The following is a 14,506-nucleotide window of genomic DNA, read 5'->3' on the forward strand; positions in this document are numbered from 1 at the left end:
GGGCGGTCCCGGCGCACCGCCCGGAGACCGCCCCACCCCGCGTTACCCCACCTCCCCGCCCGTCTTACACCGAATCGAGGAACCCCCCATGTCCCAGGCCCCGCTGAAGATCGGCGTGCTCATCGGCAGTGTGCGCACCGGCCGGTTCGCCGACAAGGTCTCGCAGTGGTTCATCTCCGAGATCGACAAGCGCGACGACATGGAAACACACGTCATCGACCTGTCCGAGCCCGCCCTCGTGGAGGAGCTGAAGCTCTCCCTCGACCCGTCCGGTGCCCCGGAGGGCGCGCCCGGACTGGCAGAGCGCATCGGCGGCCTCGACGGCTTCGTCGTCATCACCCCCGAGTACAACCACGGCTACCCGGCCTCCCTGAAGCTGGCCATCGACTACGTCTACAGCGAGTGGCGCGCCAAGCCGGTCGGCTTCGTCTCCTACGGCGGCATGGCCGGCGGCCAGCGGGCCGTGGAACAGCTGCGGCAGGTCTTCGCCGAGCTGCACGCCGTCACCCTGCGCGACACTGTCAGCTTCCACATGGCCTGGGAGCAGTTCGACGACAACGGCCGCCCGCTCGACGAGGGCGGCTGTGCCAAGGCCGCCGCCGTCCTGCTGGACCAGCTCGACTGGTGGGGCCGGACCCTGCGCGACGGCCGCGCCGCACGTCCGTACGAGGGCTGACCGGTGAGTTGAGTGCGCGTAGCCGCGTAGCCGCGTAGCCGCGGAGACGCGGAGACGCCGGGAACACCGGAGTTCCGCGCCGTACGAGTGGTCATCATCGGGCTGACGCTGTCCTCGCTCGGCTTCGTCATCGTCGCCGCGTCGATGCGGACGATCGCCGACCACCTGCACGGCCAGACCCTGCAGGCGTGGGCGACCACGGCGTACACGATCACCTCCACGATCGCGACGCCGCTGTTCGGCAAGCGATGGGCCCGGTCGCTGTGAAGGCCGCCGTCGTCAGGGGCCTGGTGAGGCAGTTGTTCCCGTACAACTCCGATCTGCAGGCTTATCGGATCCTGATGATGGCAGCCACTGGCCGGGCCCGGAGGAGGTAGCCGCGCTCACCGAACGCGACATCGAGGCACTGGCCGGCTCCGCCGTGCTGGGCGAGGAGGCCGAGCAGTCGCTGGCCAGCCGGGTTCTGCCACCGCTCCACGTCAGCCACAGCGCGGCAAGCGAACACGACCAAGCCCGGGGCGCGGAGATCGCCCGCATCCGTTGCCAACTGCGAAAGAACCGAAAAAGAGCGACAACGACTCCAAGACGAAGTCGACGCCGCCGCCACGGTCAGCGCGGCTCTGCTCGCGGAGAACACTGCTCTTCGCGAGCAGACCGCACAACGCTCAGCCGTCGTCATCCCGCTCGACCGAACACAAGCCACACGCGAGTGAAAGTGGCTCGGAACCAGCCGGGGGCCGGCGGCCTGACATGGTGTGAGGTGCCGTGATCAATCCTCCTGGCGCCGACGCGCGAGATGGACGGTGATGTCAGCGGCCATCTCGACTCTGTCCGGCAGTACCTGCATGATCCGACTGAATACCTGCTCTCGCTCTGCGGCCGGCAGGACGAGATAGGCCGAGACGGTGGAAAGATGACCAACGTAGTCGCGAGCGCTCATCGTCACGCGCCGTGCGATCACGGATTGCCGAACGCCGGTGAACCACTCGGACTGTTGCAGCTCCGTACCCGGCCACTGCATCTCCTGATCCGGAGGCGTCCCGTCAGGCGACGGGATCTCGTCATTCGCCAAGAAGGGTGCTCGCGCCGCGCGGACAGCTGCCTCCACAGCCGGGTCAGCCAGTCGAAACGGCCCGCCGCACGAGGCGAATACGCCACCCGGTTCCAGCAGCGCGGCCACGCGCGACCACCGGCCGTCCGGGTTCGTCCAATGCAGCGCTGCCGCCGCATAGACCAGTCCATACCGTTCGCCCGGTCGCAGGTCCTCGAACGCGGCTTGGGTCGTTCTGACGCTCGTCGGCACGTGCTTCCGCAGTTCGGCGAGCATGGCCCCGTCAGGATCGGTCGCGGTGACCGTGACCCCTCGTTGAGCGAACAGGCGGGTTGCCTTGCCTGTCCCGGCGCCGATCTCGAGGGCGGTCCGGACCGGGCGGCCCGCATAGGCCATCACCGTGTCGAACAGCTCCACGGGATACCCCGGCCGGAACCGCTCGTATGCTTCCGCCACCACTCCGAAACTCAGCGCGCGACCAGACATGCCCAGCATCCTGACACGAGCGGTCCATGCGGTGCTTGATCCTTTCTGGGGGCACAGACACGAGCTGATGTCTCATGAGACACATCGAAGTCCGGAGAAGGACGGCTGGCGCTGGGTATTCCCTGATCAAACTCCCCATCGGCATCGGCGCCCTGCTGGTGGTGCAGATCAATTTCACGACGCCGGGCAAGCGCCGTGCACAGTGCATCGACCACGCCGGGGCCTCTGGGTTGATCGTCTGCCTCGACCTGTGTGTCGTGTCGAGGCTGCGGCAGAAGAAGTCGCCGACGACCGCTGCGGGTGTCACCGCCCGGTACGAAATCGGCGGTGGGTCGATTGGCGCAGGCTGCACGTCACCGGGAGGGGTGGCGTCGTCCGAGAAGTCCAGCTAGTCGACGCTGAACTGCGCGCGGGTGATGCTGTCGCCGAGGCACGCGATGCGTGTGGTCACGGCGCTTCCTCCGTACTGGGCGTGCCTACGCGTTCGGTCGGGTGGGTGTCGGTCCGAGGACGGTGTTCCGTGCCGAGGGCCGCAGTGATGGACAGGATGGACGACGGCCCCTCCATGTCGACCACGTGCCATACCCCGGCCGGGTTGACGGTGGCCTCGCCCGGCCCGAGCAGAACGCGGTCGGGCACCCCGTCCACATCGCGGGTGACCGTCACGGACCCGCTGAGGCAAACGACCAGTTCGTCTCCTGCGGGGTGGCTCTCCCAATGGTCACCGAGCCCGTCGCCGTCGAAGATCATCACCATCCGGCCCTCGGCGCCGTCTGCCGCGACCGCGGCGCTGTAGGCCTGGAGCACCTCCGGGTCCCAGGCGAAGCCCTCGACGGGTTTCGCTCTCGAACCCAGTCCGAGGTGCACGGGGGTGGTCCGCAGGTCCATGGCATTGCGTCCGTGGTTGACGAGTCTCATGCCGACGATCGTCCACGACAGCGATCGGGCGGTCTTGAAGAAATGGGAAGAGAAGCCGCCGCGACGGGCGGCCGATTGGCCGCTACCCGGCTCCGAGGAGGACTTCGCCGCGACGCCAGGCCGTCGGCGATCGGCCCGTGAACTCGCGCCAGTCCCGAACGAGATGGGCCTGGTCGGCGTAGCCGGAGACCGTTGCCACATCACCCCACGGGAGCGGCTCCTGCGCCACCGCCAGTTCGTGCGCGTGCTCGAAGCGCAGGACTCGGGCGAAGGTCTTCGGCGACAGGCCCACCTCACGGCGAAACCGCTCGGTGAGGTACCGGCGGCTCCAGCCGAGTTCCTCGGCGACCGCACCAACCTGGACGCAACCCCGCGCGGCGACGAGGCGGCGCCACGCCTCGGCTACCTCGGGGCGCACCCAGTGCACACGGTCGCCGCAGGCGGCACGGCCGACAGCTCGGAGGAGCAATTCGTCCAGCGCGGTGAACCGCGCCGCCCATGTTGTCGCCGATCGGAGCCGGTCGACCAGCTCGACGGCAAGCGCTCCGAGAAGCTCGTCGAGTGGGACCAGTCGGTGGGCGAGCTCGGCGGCGGGCATGCCGTAGATGGCCCGGGCTCCGAGCGGTGTCAGCGACAATTGAACACCTCGCTGGCGTCCGTCGTGGTGAATCGCGACGGACCGGCACCTCAGGCCGCCGGCCACGCTGCCGAATCGGGTGACCGGTGACCCGTCGTCAACGCCCGCCGCCACCTCCAAAGGATCTGACAGGCTGATAACCGCAGTGAGCGCGCGGCTCGGCGGGCCGCAGTGCACCCCCGTCGGGAGCCCGCGGAGGTCGAAGCCGACATACGAGTCGACGTACTGCCGCAGGACGGGCGTCGGACGTGCACTGATCCCGGTGGCCGTGTGGTCCTCCATTTTCGTCAGTGTACGAGCCGCCCAGCGCAGGAAGGCCACCGTCCAAGGACTGATCGCCGCCGTTTGCGGCTGGTGACGATCCTGCTGGCTCAGAAAGCGGTTCGCCATCATGACCACCACGATCGACGGCGCCCGGATCGCCCGGGGCATCCGTTGCCCGGGTCGCCGACACGTCCCCCGGGCCGCGATCGGCGGGCGCATGCCCGGCCTTGCGACCATCCTGGTCGGCGACGACCCGGCCAGCGCCGTGTACGTCGCCGCCGAACGCCGACCACCTGCCCCAGCACGCTACCCATGAGGCGGTGGCGGCGGTCATCGACGGCCTGACCACCGCCAGCGCCGGCCGCCTGGCCCGCGACGAGCGTGGCCTGCGCCCCTGCACGCCCAGCGGTGTCATCAGGCTCCTTGACGCCGAGGACTTCGATCGGCAGGGCGCCCGCGTGGTCGTCGTCGACTGGGGCGAACTCGTCGGGTCGAGCCCTCTGATGCACTTGCTGCAGTGCCGGGGCGCGATGGTCACCGTCGCCCACGAAGCGCATGACGGCCGCCCCGGGTTTCGCGTCAGGAGCTTCCGCTGCCCGGATCGTCGTCGCAGTCGACGTCGGCCATCCACAGTGCCTGGAACTGGTTGATGTAGCGGTTGGTGACCCACCCGTTGATGACGCGCAGCATCGTGTCGTTGGCCTTGTCCAGCGAGTTCTGGGTGACGTTGTACGAGCCGACGAAGACCGCCTTGCGCCACTCGCCGGCGTAGAAGGCGTCGATGAGGGTCAGCTTGTTGTGGTGCTGGCCGTGGCACTCCAGCTTGCCCTTGTAGCCCGCGTCCAGCATGTACTTCTTGCCGTCGTACTTCTGGACGATGACCTTGACGTCACATCCGATACCGACCAGTCGGTTCAGCTCGCTGATGATGCCGCTGGAGTAGGCGCCGTCTGCGAACAAGCTGGCTTCCAGCCACACGCGCTCGTTGCCCGTGGTGCAGGCGGTGACATTCTGCAGCACTCCGGTCAGCGGGGCCTTGCCCGTCATGGGGAAGAAGTAGGCACGGGACAGGTCGTTGCTGCCGTCGCGTGCCCTGTCGTCCACGTCCCATGTCACACCGTCATAGGTCCACTTGCCGGCGTTCATACGGTTCCAGTAGCCCAGGTAATGGGAGAACAGCCCCGTGTCGTTCTGGCTGATCAGCAGGTTCTGTGCATGCTGTGCCTGCGTGGTGGAAAAGTTGGACGACGTCTGGAGCACCGTCTTGCTGGTGCCCCGGCTGATCAGGAGGAACTTGTTGTGCATGGCACCGGACTCGCCCGTGCAGGCGACCGAGTCGCCGCCGCTGTTCACACCGCAGCGATTGACTCCGATGCCCCAGCCCTTCAGCTGATCAGCGACCTCGGTGGTGACGTGGTCGCCTGCCACGACCTTCACGTCGAATCCGCTGTCGCGGGCCATCTTCAAGGCCGCCATGACCCCGTCGCCGCCACCGGACGCGCTCCACTGGTACATGGCGACCCGGATGTAGTCACCGCTCTGCCCTCCAGCCATGGCCGCACCTTCTACCTTGGCCGCGATCCGGTTGGCGATCAAGGTGTCCGTTGAGTCACCGTAGGTGAAGCAGACCTCATAGTTGCCGTCGGCCTCGCAGCCGCTCACCGCTGCCGTCGCGGGCGGTGCACCCAACACAGCCAGCATCAAAGCCAGGACGGATATGAGCGTTACCTGGAGGGAGTTGCGTCTCAGACGCTGATTCGTCATCACGCCGCATGCTAACCGGTCAGCGGAATCGCTCACCCCGCTACGCTGTCCTGTTCGTTGTCGGTGGGTGCTGGCGCCCCGACATCAGAGCAGTGGATACCCGGCGTCGACCCGAGATGACTCGCCTGCCCAGCCCCGGTCCACAGTACGAAAGCGGGCCTCCGACTCCGTCGGCGGCCCGTCACGCAAGATGCCGACGGTCGCCGGGAAGACCAACCGCTTGCCCTCAACTGTCCTTGAGGTCCTACGTTCTTGGCGTGACCTGCACGGTGTGCGGGCTCCACGCTGAAACACCTGGAGGGGACACCCATGACGACCCAGCAGATCTCCGACGCCGAACTCGCCGGGCAGCCCGCTGCGTACTGGACCGGTGTCGCCCACGAGGCGCTCATCGCGTACACCAGGGCCCAGCAGGCCGAAAAGGGCTACACCCAGCCCCAGTACTGGCTGCTGCGCAACTTGTCGAAGAACGACATTTCGCCCGACGGAGAGGGGATGACCTTGTCCGAGCTCCGCCGGGCCATGGCCTCCTACATCCGCCCCGAGGACGACCTGGCGGCAGAGGCCGAGGGGCTCCTGGAACGCGGCTGGCTGATTCGGGACGCCAGGGACCGGCTGTGGCTCACCGCAGAGGGGGAACAGGCCCGCATCGACCTGGCCCGCAACGCCCCCGCAATCCGCGCCGCCCTCCACGAGGGCATCGACGACGCCGACTACGTCACCACGCTGAAGGTCCTCCAGCGGTTGATCCGCAACGCGGGCGGGACAGTCGCCTGACAGGGCGTGTCCGACGGATCATGCTGCGATCGGAACGGTGAAGCAGGTCATCACTATGATCGTGAGATGTTTGAGTACCACGGGTGGATCACGGTCAGAGAGACCGCAACCGATGACGACGATGAGCCCCGGTTGCGGCAGATCGTCGATGAACTCCACCTTCACCTTGCGCAGATGGACAGCCCGTACTTGCTTGATCTGAGGTGGATGAACGGCGAGCCGTTCATCCACCTCGGCGGCTCTTCCAATCACCGCTCGTCGCCTGACGTGGTCGAACTGTTCGAGCATGTGGCCGTGGTTGCCCCTGGTTCCTACGGGCTCCTCCACGTTATCGATGACGAGGAACCGGAACACGAGAACGAGGTACGCGTGCTGAGGCTCGTCCGCGGCAGGGTCACGCAGCACACGGAAGCATTGCTGTCTCCGTACATCCCTACGGTGGAAGATCCCTTCACTGGGTGAGGCACCGGCGGCGGTCCACGCTCGGAGCCAGAGTCTCTGTGCGCGGCGCTCGTCTACGTGTGGATCCTGATCGGGTCGTGGTCGGCGCTCTTCCCAGGAGTCCTGGAACAACTCGTCGGTATCGACTGCGTCTTCGACGTCTGGGGCGTCTCCCGTCGGCGCTGCTGTGGGGTCGGTGGTGGTTGTAGTGGATGCTCCAGACTGCGATCGCGGCCGATCGTGCGCCGATGGCCGGTCCTCCACGCCCGCTTCGCCCTGCCGTCGCCAGCTGTTGACCCACTTGGACGCGCACGCGGTGGCCTTGCTGTCGAAGTACGTCCCGCTGGTGTCCGGGACTTCGGGACTGGCCCGCGAGGTACACGCTGGAACGCGTGGCCTTGAGCAGCGCGCGATGCCCGTACACGACCGGCATCGCCAGGCGCAGGAGCGGCACGCCGGTGGCCACGGAAAATGAACTCAGACCCGTTCCAGCGGGCGGTGGGGGAGGGGCGGGGGCTCCACCCGGATGGGATCGTCGGGACGCACGGCCCCTCCACGGCGGACCACAGCCATGACGCCACACTTGAAGGTGAACTCGCCGGACAAGGGGTCCATGGCGAAGACCTCACCGAGCAGCCCCTTGCGGAAGTCGTTGATCTTCGAGCAAGGGTTACGCAGTCCTGTCACCTCGAGCACCACATGTTCCCCGAGATGGAGCCGAGCGCCGGTGGGCAGGCCCAACAGGTCCACCCCGCGCGTGGTGATGTTCTCGCCGAGCTGACCCGCGGAGACCTCGAAGCCCTTGAGCGCGAGTTCGTCGAAGAGTTCCTCGTGCATCAGGTGGACCTGGCGCAGGTTGGGCAGGTCAGGCTCGTAGGTCATGCGGAACTGGTGACGGATCGTCTCACCTGCGTGAACGTCTCCTTCCACTCCGAGCCCCGTGAGCAACGTGATGGAGTCGCGATTGGGTTTGCTGAACGAGTACACCTCGTTACGGCTGACTGCGGCCACCTGACCAGGCATCACGCCCCCCACCTGTTGTCGTTCTGCGGTCGGTCGATCATAGGGGCGGTGCAACCAGCGCTGTGCGGGAAGCACGCAATGAGCGTGACCTCATCGGGCGGATACGTCAGGTCCGGCACCCGACGGGCACCGTCCCGTCACTGAACACCAAGGAGGAGACAGCTCCTAGTGATCTGAGTGGGAGATTCCCTTCCTGATCCAGCAACAATGAACCCTATGGACCGTCTGCTGCACCTCGACCGCACGCTCGATGAGCTGGACCCGCCTGCCTGGGCGCCTCCTGGCTCTGACGCAACCCGTTTGGTGCGCAGGGTGCATGAGCTACGGCGGGTTGCGCTAGGAGAACTCGGGCCGGCGGATCTACGTACCCTCGTCTCCCAGCAGGTGGCACTGTCCTACGTGCTTCCGCTCGCAGTGCGCTTGCTGCTTGACGAGCCGATGCTTGACGCCTATTTCTACGAGGGTGACCTGTTGCTTGCCGCTGTGAACGCCCCGGCTTCGGCCTGGGACATGTTCCCGGATCTCAGGACGCGGTTGCGCACCGTGATAACGGCCTTGCCGGACACAGCGGTGGCTGTCCTGCCCCGCGGCGCCGCTGAGGAGCTCACCCGCTTCGTCGCCCGGCCTGAATCGCTCCACTGACCCCAGGCCATCCACGGACCTTGCCGGTCCGTGGATCGGGGTCCACCGGATGACCGCTCGCGTCTTCACTTTCACATCAGCGAGCGCGTGCTGTGAGCCTTCCGCAGAGGTCCGCTACTGGACGGTGGCACAGGCTTGCAGAGGAGGCGTGGCCCAGAGAGCCATGAACACGCTGACCGCCTGGGGGCCTTCGACGCCTTCCTAGCCAATGGTCCGGTGTGCCTAGAACTCCTGCATCAGGTCGACAACTTGGCCTCCTGCCGCGTCGCCGAGAAGAACGGCTGCCAGTTCGAGAGGCTCATGTCATCGGCTCCTGCGTCCAAAGCTCGACTGGCCGGAGGCCGAGCACGGCCGTACTGCCACGCCGTGGATCCGTCACCGGTCTACCCGGGCCGACGCGGCCGCCCACTATCCTGAGCTGGCCGAGAACCACGTGCCGGAGCAAGTAGCGACTGAGGTCGAGCGCATCCTGATCGACGGAAGCGATGCAGTCGTGCTGGGCGAGATTCGGCAGACCGCCCGTCCCACCGGACGTGCCTACAAGGCTCGGTTCGCTTTGCATCTCACCGTCGAGGGCGGCCTTGTCACCCGGCACCACGTCTACGAGGACAGCCTGGCTGTCGCGCAGGCATTCGGAGCGAAGGGCTCGTGAAGACCACCGGCCATTCGCGAAGATGCCGCGGAGGACACGGGCACCCTCAGCACGGGCCTGTCCCGCTGCCTGCCAGCTCAGAACGGCCATGCGTTCGAAGTGAACCGGCCTGACCGGTCGGCTCGCCGGCTGCTGGGGGGGGCAGGCTGTCGTGGGCTCCACCGGCGAGAACTGCGCCGGGCTGGACGGGGAAGCAAGTACCGCGTTCGGGCGGGCTACTTCTGGGTGACGTCGGTGCAGTAGACGTCCTCGTCCGGCAGGTGGCCGGTGGTCAGGAAGCCGACGGTGGCCTCGTCGGCACAGGCGGAGCCTTCGCCGTAGACGTAGTGCCCGCCGTTGTCGACGCCGACGAAGGCAGAGCCGTCACCGAGGGACTTGTGCAGTCCGACGCCGCCTTCCCACGGGGTGGCATTGTCCCGGCGGTTCTGCAGGATCAGGGTGTCGCGCGGGCCGCCCTCCACGACCTTGACCATCGCCTCAGCCGGCTTGTCCCAGTAGGCGCATGCCCAGATGTTGGCGGGCATGCCGGCGGTGAGCGGCCACTTCTCACGGTCGGCGGTGGTGCGGGCGGCGTAGCCGTCGACGTCGTGCGGCCATTCGGCGTCGCCGCAGGTGAGAGCCATGAACATGGTGGCCTGGTTGTCCGCGGGGATGCCCGGGGGCTTCGGTGTGTCGGCGAACACCTGCTTGAGAACCGCGGTGTCGGCGGCCGTGGTGCTGCCGTGGGTCAGGTTGTCGGCGGCCTTCCAGAACTTGGCGAGTACGGGAAGGGTGTCGTTGTGCTGAAGCAGGGCGTAGGTCATGTTCCGCAGCAGCGGCCCGTCCAGCGATACCGATGCGCCGGGAATCGCTGCGGGCGTGCGGTCGAGCCGGTCGGCGAGGGTGAGGTAGCTGTGGGTCACCTCCTCGACGTTCGTGCCCAGCTTGAGGGTGCTTGCCTGGGCAGCGGCGACGCGGGCGGCATCGGGGAACCGGTCGGCCATGCCCTTGCCCCAGGTGTCCGCCACCTGGTCGGCCCATACCTTGGTGGGGTCGACGTTGCCTTCGAGGACCATCCGGTCGGTGTGGTCCTGGAAGAGGGAGCGGTAGACGGTGCCGAGGTAGGTGCCGTAGGACTGGCCCCAGTAGGAGATCTTCTTCTCACCGAGCGCCTGTCGGATGCGGTCCATGTCGCGGGCGGTGTTGGCGGTGCTGTAGTACCGCAGGTTCTCGCCCACCGTGTCGGCGCACTGCTTGGCGTCGGCTTTGGCGAGGGCCACGTTCTTGGTTATCGAGCCGTCCTCGGCAGGATAGGGGAAGAGCCCGGACACGCTGGGGTCCTTCAGACCGCAACTCTGTGGGGTGCTGTGTTCGACGCCGCGCGGGTCGAAACCGATCAGGTCGTAGCGGTCCAGCACGGACTTCGGCAGTGTGGACGCCATGGTTTCGGGCATGCCGAGACCGCCCAGGGCCGGCCCGCCGGGGTTCAGCAGCAGAACGCCATGTCGCTTCCCGGGCTGTGCGGTGGACAGCCGGGAGACGGCCACGTCGATCTTCGTGCCGTCCGGGTTCCGGTAGTCGAGTGGCACCTCCAACGTCCCGCAGGCCAGGTTGGGGTCACGCGTTTGTCCCTTGGCCAGGGGCGGGCACTTGCCCCAGGTGATCTTGGCCGGTTGCGAGTCCTTGGCGTCGGTGCCACACGCGGCCAGTGCGGTCCCTGCCAGCGTGGAAACCAGGAGAGCTGCGGCGATTCGGCGGCCTTTGGGGAAACCGAGCTGCGCGGAACTGCGTGCCGTGGTCATGGTGTTGTCCTTAGCTACTGGGCTGGTCGGCCTTGTCCGGCCGTTGTGCTGACGATTCGAGTCAACAAGAGATCCCCGGTGGCGCACGTCACCCCAGAGAGGACGAAACAGGTAGCTCGCTCGGGGGACCCTGAGCCGCGCCCCCCAGTGCTTCGGCCGCGTCCCGTGGCGGAACGGGCGGAAAGGGCGTGGGCGGGTGGTGCATCCCCCGGGAGAGCTACATGAGCTGTCCATGCAGGGGTGATTCGTGGACGTCTGCGGATTCCTAGTGTGGTCGTCAGGTCGCCGCAGGGGTGACCCACTGCCGGGGAGGCCACCATGGGCACGACGTCCGCCGTACGACACAGCGCAGGCTCAGGCCCGGGCGAGGACCGCGACCGGGGTGGCGGCCGCTTCGGTCGGATCGTGCGGACTCCGCTGGGCTGGATGCTGGCGGGAATGGTCGGCGTCGGCCTGGTCTCGGGGCTGACGGCGACCGGTCCCGGCCCTGTGCCGGTGCTGGGGGCGGTCGCCGCGGTGGCTGTGTACTGCTGTGTCATGCGCCGTGTGGCACGACGCTCCACACCGGAGATCGCCCGGTCCGGGGCCGGCCGGGAGGTGCTGTTGGGCGGCGGGATCGGCCTGGGCTTCGTCCTTGCCTCCGCCCTCGTGGTCACCGCGTTCGGAGGCTACTCGTTCTCCTGGGCGGGCGACGGCTTCGTGTCGGTCGTCTGGCCCGCGGCCGCGGTGCAGATCGGCGCGGCGGTCACCGAGGAGCTGATGTTCCGCGGTCTCGCCCTGCAGGCCCTGGAGAAGCTGTGGGGCAGCGGGGCCGCCATCGTGATCACCTCGCTGTTCTTCGGTGTCGCCCACCTGGGCGCCCCGGGCGCGAACGCGTGGAGCGGAGTGGCGATCGCTCTGGAAGCGGGCGTCCTGCTCGGAGCCGCGTTCCTGTGGCGGCGTAACATCTGGTTCGTCGTAGGTCTGCACTTCGCCTGGAACACCACGCAGGAGCTGCTCGGTATCCCGGTCTCCGGACACACCCCCGAGGGCCTGTTCACCGTCGACGTCCACGGCTCCACCCTCCTGCACGGCGGCGACTTCGGCCTGGAGACGTCGATCGTGCCCGTCCTCGTCGGCGTGGCCCTCGCCGTCTCGATGCTCGTCCTCGCCCACCGCAACGGTGGCATCAAGACCCGCCGACGCGCGAGCCGCTGAGACAGGCGACTGGAGGAAACAGAAGTGATGTCACGTCAGACACCCTGGCGCAGCCACCCGCTGCTCCGTGCGCCGTTCGACCGGTGGCTGGAGCGGGACGCTCTTCTCAAGGACGGCGTCCTCGCCCTGACGCTCACCCTGCTGGCCTTCGTGCCGACCCTGTCCAACCTCGGTGCGCAGATCGGAGACCTGCCCGAGCGGCCGCCGAACGGGCTGAGTGCCGGGCTGCTCTTGGCCCAGTGCCTGCCGCTGGCGGTCCGCCGCAGGTGGCCCGCAGCCTGTCTGGCCGTCGTCGCGGGCGCGTTCGCCGTGCATCAGGCACTGGGCTTCGCGACGACGTTCGCGAGCCTGGGGCTGTACCTGGCGCTGTACTCCGCCGGGGCCCACCAGGTCCGCTTCCGCCACGGCCTGGCCGTCATGGCGAGTGCGGGCTACGCCGTGCTGGCCGTCGTCCTGAACCACCTCGGCTCACCGCTTTCGCTCCCGGACTACCTCGCGTTCTCTCTGGCCCCGGCCGCGGCCTGGCTGGTGGGAAGTACGGTGCGCACGCGGCGGACACAGGAGGCGAAGCGACGGCGGCTGGCTGCCGAGGTGGCCACGGCCACCGAGCGGGCGCGGATCGCCCGCGAGCTGCACGACGTGGTCACCCATCACGTGACGGCCATGGTGGTCCAGGCCGACGCGGCGCAGTTCCTGCTGACGACCGCGCCGGAACGCGCCGGCCAGGGACTGACGGCCGTCAGCGACACCGGCCGTCGGGCGCTGACGGAACTGCGGTACCTGCTCGGTGTCCTGGAGGCGACCGGCGAGTCGGCGTCCGCTGACCCGGCGGGTGTGGGCCGGGCACCCGCCCTCGGGCGGGTGGGGGACCTGGTCGAGCAGGCCCGCAGGTCGGGTCAGTCGGTCGAGTTCGGCGAGCAGGGTGAGCGGCGGCCGCAGAGCGTGGACGTGGAGCTGGCCGCGTACCGGGTGGTGCAGGAGGCGCTCACCAACGCCTTGAAGTACGCGGCGGGGAAGCCGACACGGGTCCTGCTCCGGCACGGTGACGAGCACATCGAGATCGTGGTGACCACCGACGGACCTGCCGCCGCACCGGTCGAGCGGAAGCCGGGTCCCTCGGGCGGACGGGGGCTGGCCGGGCTGCGCGCACGGGTGCAGATGCTCGATGGTGGACTGGAGGCCGGTCCCCGGCCCGGAGGCGGGTTCGAGGTCCGTGCCACGATCCCGTCCAAACCCCTACAGGAGTGAGTCCCGTGAGCGATGCGCCGCCACCGATCCGTGTGCTCGTCTGCGACGACCAGGCACTGGTGCGGACCGGCTACGTCACCATCTTCTCCGCGCAGCCCGACATGGAGGTCGTCGGGGAGGCCGAGAACGGCCACGAGGCGGTCGAGACCGCGCGGCGACTGCGCCCCGACGTGGTCGTGATGGACATCCGGATGCCCCTGCTCGACGGCATCCAGGCGACACGGCAACTGGCCGGCCCCGATACCGAAGGCGCACCGAAGGTCTTGGTCGTCACCACGTTCAACGTCGACGCCTACGTCTACGACGCGTTGCGCGCCGGAGCGAGCGGCTTTCTCCTCAAGGACGCGCCTCCGGCGGAGCTGGTCAACGGCATCCGGACCGTCGCCCGGGGCGAGGCCCTGCTGGCACCCGCCGTAACCCGCCACCTCATAGGTCACTTCGCCCAGCATCTGCGACCGGCCGACACGTCCCGGCCGGCCAGACAAGACGTAGTGCGTGCGCTGACCCGCCGCGAACTGGAGGTGCTCCAACTGATCGCCGAGGGGCTGTCGAACGCGGAGATCGCCGCGTCGATGTTCATCACGCCCGAGACCGTCAAGACCTACGTGTCGCGCATCCTGGCGAAACTCGGCCTGCGCGACCGCGTCCAGGCCGTCGTCCTCGCGTACCGGGTCGGACTGGTGCCCGGCACACCGTGACCGACCTGCGCGTGTGCCCCGTACAGAACCGGCTGGCGGACATCCGTAACCGCGAGGGCTCCAGCGCTGGGGGTGGTGCGCCGGTGGCATGCCGACAGGCCTCCCCCCACGGCAGCTTCCCGCATCGGCCCCTCTGCCGACCAGGGTCCACCTCGACGTCGGCCCCGACCGTCCGCACCCGCACGGTGCCCCCCGGTCCCGCAGCGGCTCGGGGCCGGTCGCGAAGGCGTCGGTCGCGCCGCTGGGCACCG

General features: G+C 68.2%; 17 protein-coding genes and 1 pseudogene. 12 read left to right on the forward strand and 6 right to left on the reverse strand.

Features of this window, described 5'->3' with window-relative positions; all coding sequences use genetic code 11:
• The first annotated feature begins 88 nt into the window (after nucleotides 1-88).
• Both ACLIN4_RS34030 and ACLIN4_RS34035 read left to right on the forward strand, forming a co-directional pair.
• Nucleotides 89-676 (forward strand): NADPH-dependent FMN reductase, encoded by a 588-nt coding sequence (locus tag ACLIN4_RS34030; protein WP_107476076.1) that lies wholly within the window; start codon nucleotides 89-91, stop codon nucleotides 674-676.
• An 87-nt stretch (nucleotides 677-763) separates the two neighbouring features.
• Nucleotides 764-943, forward strand: a complete 180-nt coding sequence (locus tag ACLIN4_RS34035) for a hypothetical protein (protein ID WP_290012648.1) — start codon at nucleotides 764-766, stop codon at nucleotides 941-943.
• A gap of 502 nt (nucleotides 944-1,445) precedes the next feature.
• Here the strand turns inward: ACLIN4_RS34035 and ACLIN4_RS34040 are convergent.
• Nucleotides 1,446-2,213, reverse strand: a complete 768-nt coding sequence (locus tag ACLIN4_RS34040; protein ID WP_290012646.1) for a class I SAM-dependent methyltransferase — start codon at nucleotides 2,211-2,213, stop codon at nucleotides 1,446-1,448.
• A gap of 74 nt (nucleotides 2,214-2,287) precedes the next feature.
• Here ACLIN4_RS34040 and ACLIN4_RS34045 point away from each other — a divergent pair, with 74 nt between their 5' ends.
• On the forward strand, nucleotides 2,288-2,605 hold the full coding sequence (locus ACLIN4_RS34045) for a hypothetical protein (protein ID WP_411576536.1): 318 nt from the start codon (nucleotides 2,288-2,290) through the stop codon (nucleotides 2,603-2,605).
• Between the two features lie 55 nt (nucleotides 2,606-2,660).
• Here ACLIN4_RS34045 and ACLIN4_RS34050 read toward each other — a convergent pair whose 3' ends face one another.
• Both ACLIN4_RS34050 and ACLIN4_RS34055 read right to left on the reverse strand, forming a co-directional pair.
• On the reverse strand, nucleotides 2,661-3,131 hold the full coding sequence (locus ACLIN4_RS34050; protein ID WP_107476073.1) for a cupin domain-containing protein: 471 nt from the start codon (nucleotides 3,129-3,131) through the stop codon (nucleotides 2,661-2,663).
• An 82-nt stretch (nucleotides 3,132-3,213) separates the two neighbouring features.
• Nucleotides 3,214-4,050 carry an AraC family transcriptional regulator gene (locus ACLIN4_RS34055; protein ID WP_290012741.1) on the reverse strand — a complete coding sequence of 279 codons (837 nt, stop codon included), beginning with the start codon at nucleotides 4,048-4,050 and terminating at the stop codon, nucleotides 3,214-3,216.
• Nucleotides 4,051-4,159: 109 nt separating this feature from the next.
• Here ACLIN4_RS34055 and ACLIN4_RS34060 point away from each other — a divergent pair, with 109 nt between their 5' ends.
• The gene (locus ACLIN4_RS34060) at nucleotides 4,160-4,348 is read left to right on the forward strand and encodes a hypothetical protein (protein WP_257101381.1); all 189 of its coding nucleotides are present in this window, start codon (nucleotides 4,160-4,162) and stop codon (nucleotides 4,346-4,348) included.
• A 4-nt stretch (nucleotides 4,349-4,352) separates the two neighbouring features.
• Entirely contained in the window at nucleotides 4,353-4,682 is a 330-nt protein-coding gene (locus tag ACLIN4_RS34065) for a hypothetical protein (RefSeq protein WP_257101380.1), read from the forward strand.
• On the opposite strand, the gene ACLIN4_RS34070 is transcribed toward ACLIN4_RS34065, so the two are convergent.
• Nucleotides 4,612-5,796 (reverse strand): phospholipase D-like domain-containing protein, encoded by a 1,185-nt coding sequence (locus ACLIN4_RS34070; protein ID WP_107476072.1) that lies wholly within the window; start codon nucleotides 5,794-5,796, stop codon nucleotides 4,612-4,614. The two genes, ACLIN4_RS34065 and ACLIN4_RS34070, sit on opposite strands and share 71 nt — an antisense overlap.
• A 309-nt stretch (nucleotides 5,797-6,105) precedes the next feature.
• On the opposite strand from ACLIN4_RS34070, the gene ACLIN4_RS34075 reads away from it, so the two are divergent.
• Together ACLIN4_RS34075 and ACLIN4_RS34080 are read left to right on the forward strand one after the other, a co-directional pair.
• On the forward strand, nucleotides 6,106-6,573 hold the full coding sequence (locus ACLIN4_RS34075; protein WP_107476071.1) for a MarR family winged helix-turn-helix transcriptional regulator: 468 nt from the start codon (nucleotides 6,106-6,108) through the stop codon (nucleotides 6,571-6,573).
• Between the two features lie 66 nt (nucleotides 6,574-6,639).
• Nucleotides 6,640-7,035 carry an Imm7 family immunity protein gene (locus ACLIN4_RS34080; protein ID WP_107476070.1) on the forward strand — a complete coding sequence of 132 codons (396 nt, stop codon included), beginning with the start codon at nucleotides 6,640-6,642 and terminating at the stop codon, nucleotides 7,033-7,035.
• Nucleotides 7,036-7,491: 456 nt separating this feature from the next.
• Here the strand turns inward: ACLIN4_RS34080 and ACLIN4_RS34085 are convergent, their stop codons facing one another.
• On the reverse strand, nucleotides 7,492-8,037 hold the full coding sequence (locus ACLIN4_RS34085; RefSeq protein ID WP_107476084.1) for an MOSC domain-containing protein: 546 nt from the start codon (nucleotides 8,035-8,037) through the stop codon (nucleotides 7,492-7,494).
• Between the two features lie 216 nt (nucleotides 8,038-8,253).
• Between ACLIN4_RS34085 and ACLIN4_RS34090 the strand changes: the two genes are divergently transcribed.
• Together ACLIN4_RS34090 and ACLIN4_RS34095 are read left to right on the forward strand one after the other, a co-directional pair.
• A complete protein-coding gene (locus ACLIN4_RS34090; protein WP_290012642.1) occupies nucleotides 8,254-8,679 on the forward strand; it encodes a contact-dependent growth inhibition system immunity protein in 426 nt (141 codons plus the stop codon).
• A gap of 322 nt (nucleotides 8,680-9,001) precedes the next feature.
• Nucleotides 9,002-9,331: pseudogene (locus ACLIN4_RS34095) on the forward strand (nuclear transport factor 2 family protein); the annotation flags it as partial.
• A gap of 215 nt (nucleotides 9,332-9,546) precedes the next feature.
• Here the strand turns inward: ACLIN4_RS34095 and ACLIN4_RS34100 are convergent.
• Entirely contained in the window at nucleotides 9,547-11,112 is a 1,566-nt protein-coding gene (locus ACLIN4_RS34100; RefSeq protein WP_290012641.1) for an alpha/beta hydrolase, read from the reverse strand.
• 318 nt (nucleotides 11,113-11,430) lie between these two features.
• On the opposite strand from ACLIN4_RS34100, the gene ACLIN4_RS34105 reads away from it, so the two are divergent.
• Genes ACLIN4_RS34105 through ACLIN4_RS34115 form a run of 3 tightly spaced genes read left to right on the forward strand, consistent with a single transcriptional unit; the run spans nucleotide 11,431 to nucleotide 14,255 of the window.
• Nucleotides 11,431-12,309, forward strand: a complete 879-nt coding sequence (locus ACLIN4_RS34105; protein ID WP_107476066.1) for a CPBP family intramembrane glutamic endopeptidase — start codon at nucleotides 11,431-11,433, stop codon at nucleotides 12,307-12,309.
• A 27-nt stretch (nucleotides 12,310-12,336) separates the two neighbouring features.
• Nucleotides 12,337-13,557: a sensor histidine kinase gene (locus ACLIN4_RS34110; protein ID WP_290012640.1), complete on the forward strand. Its 1,221-nt coding sequence runs from the start codon at nucleotides 12,337-12,339 to the stop codon at nucleotides 13,555-13,557.
• Nucleotides 13,558-13,562: 5 nt separating this feature from the next.
• Entirely contained in the window at nucleotides 13,563-14,255 is a 693-nt protein-coding gene (locus ACLIN4_RS34115) for a response regulator (protein ID WP_107476065.1), read from the forward strand.
• Nucleotides 14,256-14,506: the final 251 nt, after the last annotated feature.

Origin of the sequence: Streptomyces mutabilis, assembly GCF_046628145.1 — a bacterium.
Taxonomy (GTDB): domain Bacteria; phylum Actinomycetota; class Actinomycetes; order Streptomycetales; family Streptomycetaceae; genus Streptomyces; species Streptomyces mutabilis.

Excerpts from the sequence above, each read along its gene's own strand:
- ACLIN4_RS34070 (WP_107476072.1), bottom strand. The coding sequence starts at position 5,796 with ATGACGAATCAGCGTCTGAGACGCAACTCCCTCCAGGTAACGCTCATA.
- ACLIN4_RS34030 (WP_107476076.1), top strand. The coding sequence starts at position 89 with ATGTCCCAGGCCCCGCTGAAGATCGGCGTGCTCATCGGCAGTGTGCGC.
- ACLIN4_RS34105 (WP_107476066.1), top strand. The coding sequence starts at position 11,431 with ATGGGCACGACGTCCGCCGTACGACACAGCGCAGGCTCAGGCCCGGGC.
- ACLIN4_RS34100 (WP_290012641.1), bottom strand. The coding sequence starts at position 11,112 with ATGACCACGGCACGCAGTTCCGCGCAGCTCGGTTTCCCCAAAGGCCGC.
- ACLIN4_RS34075 (WP_107476071.1), top strand. The coding sequence starts at position 6,106 with ATGACGACCCAGCAGATCTCCGACGCCGAACTCGCCGGGCAGCCCGCT.
- ACLIN4_RS34050 (WP_107476073.1), bottom strand. The coding sequence starts at position 3,131 with ATGAGACTCGTCAACCACGGACGCAATGCCATGGACCTGCGGACCACC.
- ACLIN4_RS34040 (WP_290012646.1), bottom strand. The coding sequence starts at position 2,213 with ATGTCTGGTCGCGCGCTGAGTTTCGGAGTGGTGGCGGAAGCATACGAG.
- ACLIN4_RS34055 (WP_290012741.1), bottom strand. The coding sequence starts at position 4,050 with ATGGAGGACCACACGGCCACCGGGATCAGTGCACGTCCGACGCCCGTC.
- ACLIN4_RS34110 (WP_290012640.1), top strand. The coding sequence starts at position 12,337 with ATGTCACGTCAGACACCCTGGCGCAGCCACCCGCTGCTCCGTGCGCCG.
- ACLIN4_RS34090 (WP_290012642.1), top strand. The coding sequence starts at position 8,254 with ATGGACCGTCTGCTGCACCTCGACCGCACGCTCGATGAGCTGGACCCG.
- ACLIN4_RS34080 (WP_107476070.1), top strand. The coding sequence starts at position 6,640 with ATGTTTGAGTACCACGGGTGGATCACGGTCAGAGAGACCGCAACCGAT.
- ACLIN4_RS34060 (WP_257101381.1), top strand. The coding sequence starts at position 4,160 with ATGACCACCACGATCGACGGCGCCCGGATCGCCCGGGGCATCCGTTGC.
- ACLIN4_RS34085 (WP_107476084.1), bottom strand. The coding sequence starts at position 8,037 with ATGCCTGGTCAGGTGGCCGCAGTCAGCCGTAACGAGGTGTACTCGTTC.
- ACLIN4_RS34045 (WP_411576536.1), top strand. The coding sequence starts at position 2,288 with ATGAGACACATCGAAGTCCGGAGAAGGACGGCTGGCGCTGGGTATTCC.